4 protein-coding genes are annotated in these 3,107 nt (G+C 53.0%); all 4 read right to left on the bottom strand.

What is annotated here, in order from left to right:
• Window positions 1–508: creatininase family protein (locus tag GX108_06335; GenBank protein NLO56652.1), on the bottom strand; the 508-nt coding region annotated here is incomplete at its 3' end.
• A gap of 46 nt (window positions 509–554) precedes the next feature.
• The gene (locus tag GX108_06330) at window positions 555–1,589 is read right to left on the bottom strand and encodes a branched-chain amino acid ABC transporter permease (protein ID NLO56651.1); all 1,035 of its coding nucleotides are present in this window, start codon (window positions 1,587–1,589) and stop codon (window positions 555–557) included.
• Window positions 1,582–2,463 carry a branched-chain amino acid ABC transporter permease gene (locus GX108_06325; protein ID NLO56650.1) on the bottom strand — a complete coding sequence of 294 codons (882 nt, stop codon included), beginning with the start codon at window positions 2,461–2,463 and terminating at the stop codon, window positions 1,582–1,584. Before GX108_06325 ends, GX108_06330 begins: the two co-directional genes overlap by 8 nt.
• Window positions 2,464–2,483: 20 nt before the next feature.
• Window positions 2,484–3,107 (bottom strand): ABC transporter ATP-binding protein (locus GX108_06320; protein ID NLO56649.1); only part of this gene is annotated, 624 nt, incomplete at its 5' end.

Genomic DNA, 3,107 nt, shown 5'->3' with positions numbered 1-3,107 from the left:
TAATAAGTGCCGTTTCGTACGTTCCAGCATGATCAAGAGGAGTAATCGGCGGATCGGGCAACACCGAGGTCAAGGTCCAATAGGAGCAGGCACCTACTGTGATATCGGTATCGAGAATCACGTCATTGCATACCAGCCTCATGGGCAAATCGTTTCCGCCATGGCCATTGACGAAAACCAATCGGCGGAAACCAGAGGTCGCAAGGGAGGTGCAAATATCCCGAAGAACTCGGAGGTAGGTGTTCGCGCTCAAGGACACGGTACAGGCAAAAAGGTGGTGATTTGAACTACCTATGGGGAGCAAAGGGGCGATCACGATTGGCGACTCGATGTCTAACAGCGAAATAGCCTCCCTGGTGACAGCTTCACATATCAATGAATCCGTCAACAGGGGGAGATGAGCTCCATGCTGTTCAGTCGAACCAATGGGAACAACGGCAATAGCTGAATCAGCTACAGCGGCCACCTGATCCCGGGTCATGTTTCCAATGAAGTTTACAATACCCATCTGCATTCTCCTTTGACAATTTAATTTTAATCCCACTGGAGAGTGATCAGTCCGAATCAGAGGTCCCTTCACAAGAGGCTTCTCGGTAGAATAGTCGAGAAAACGAAGCATATACGGTTTTTATCAGACCGGTAAATCCGTTCGGCGCTATCAGTGTTAAGGCAATTACAACGGCGCCGTAAAAAACGCCGACCCAACCAAGGGCCGCCTGATCAGTGAAATACTGCAGTATTACCAGCACCATTGCTCCTATAAGTGCGCCTATGGTGCTTTCTATGCCTCCGATCACGGCTCCAATGTAAAGTAAAATGGACAACATGAAGGTGAAAGATTGAGGGGCGATGAATTCGTCCATAAGGGCGATGATAGATCCGCTAACCCCAGCGAACATCCCGCACAAGGCGAAAACTAGAATTCTTAGTTTTGCGAAATCGATGCCCAGTGTCGTAGCGATCAGTTGGTTAGAGTGCAGCGTAAGGAGCGCCCGTCCAAGTCCTCCCCGCTGAATATTACGCACCAGGTAGAATGCCAGGGCGGTCAAGCCAAGAGCGATATAATATTTCCACTGGATGGAATTTAAGCCTGCCCAGGAGATCACTTGCCGTGTGATGGCAAATCCATTCGCGCCTCCCGTCCAAGGTTCGAGCCGGAGGATTATTGGCGGAACGAGCAGTCCGATCGCAAAGGTGACTATGGAAAGGTAAAGTCCCCTAAGCCTCGCTGCCGGTGTTCCTAGCAGCAGCCCCAAAAGGAAAGTGACCGCCACTACCACGGGAATCGTCGCCAGGAAGGGCCAGCTGAAAGTTTCGACCAATATTGCCGTGGTGTAGGCACCGGTTGCCACGAAGAGAGAGTGGGCAAAACTGGACTGACCCGAAAAACCGGTCAGGAGATTTATCCCGACGATGGTGATTGAATAGGCCAACACCAACGTCGCTAAGTGGAGTGCCACCGGTGACATCAGCACCAGCGGGAATGCCATTCCGGCGATCGCCAGGACAAGCCATCCGACCGCCGATAAGGGGAACCGCTGCCTGGATGATGAACTTCTTTCCGCTGACCCTAACATTGACTTAGACACGGGTCACCGGCCTCCTTCCCATGAGACCCCAGGGTCGGAACAGAAGGACAATTAACAGTATCACCACGGGCACAATCACCTTAAGATCCGAGCCGATGATTCCAATGTATGCGGCAGCCATGTTTTCTGACACACCAATTATCATCGCGCCAATGACGGCACCAGTTAGACTGTCGAACCCGCCAAGGGCGGCCCCTGCCATAGCGTAGGTAAGCACGGTCAACATCATCATCGGCGACAAGAATAACGTGGGAGCGATCAAGGCGCCTGCGAGGGCGCCTAGGGCGGCCGCCAACCCCCATCCGAACATTAACATGCGCCCCGGCCGTGCGCCGCAGAGACTTGCCGATTCCCTGTTTGACACTACCGCCCTCAGCGCTAATCCGAGATTTGTGTATCGGAAAAGAAGGAAGAGCAGAATCACAGCCAACCCCAGGACTCCGATAACGCTGGCCGTCTGATAGGACATCCGCACCCTGCCCAAGGATATAACCCCGAGGGGCAAGATATGAAAAACCTTGGGATCGTAGAGCCAAAGAGCGCCAGCAAGGTTGTTGATGAGCAACAACATCCCCGAGGACAAGGCTGTCGGGCTATCGAGGCCAGTGCGGTCTACCACCCGCCGGACTATGAAAAACTCCAGCGCCGCGGCAAAAACGAAGGATAGCACCATTGCTGCAATAATCGCCAAAATGGGTGGCATGCCCTTTTCTACAAAGGTCCAGGAGATGAAGGTTGCGAACATTCCCATCTCACCCTGAGCAAAGTTGATCATCCCTGTGGACTGGTAGACCAACACGATGGCTAAGGCAAGAAAAGCGTATATAGAGCCCGCCTCAACACCACTAACTAAAGTTTGCAAGAAATTGTGCACGGATATAGACGCCTCCTTACCTATGCACCTAAATAAGCTTGACGAATCGAATCGCTATGGGCCAGTTCCTTCGCCGATCCATGGGCCACTATTACTCCCGATTCCATCACGAAGCCGGCCGAGGCAATCTCCAATGCGAAATCAGCAAATTGTTCAACGATGAGCATGCCAATCTTTAACTCCTGCTGGATTTCTCGCAAGGTGTCGTAAATCTGTTCGATGATCTTTGGCGCTAACCCCAAACTCGGCTCGTCTAACAGCACATACTTGGGATTGGACATAAAGGCCCGTGCGACGGCCAGCATCTGCTGTTCCCCCCCGGAGAGGCTGCCGGCGGCTTGACCTCGGCGGTTGACAAGCCAGGGGATACGTTCATACCATCGGTCAATATCGCTGTCGACGGCTTCCTTGCTTCGTGTTAATCCTCCTACCCGGAGATTCTCTTCCACTGACAATGAAGCGAAGGTGCCGCGACCCTGAGGGACATGGGCGACGCCATGGCGTAAAATATCAGCGGGACTCAATCCTTGTACTTGTACGCCGTCAACGTCGACCGTCCCCTGGATTTTAGACATCAGTCCGGTAATAGCGCGAAGGAGGGTCGTCTTGCCGGCGCCATTTACGCCCAGCACCACAACCACCTC

It is taken from the genome of Thermovirga sp., assembly GCA_012523215.1.
Taxonomy (GTDB): Bacteria; Synergistota; Synergistia; order Synergistales; family Thermovirgaceae; genus 58-81.
This window is presented reverse-complemented; position numbering and strand designations above follow the sequence as displayed.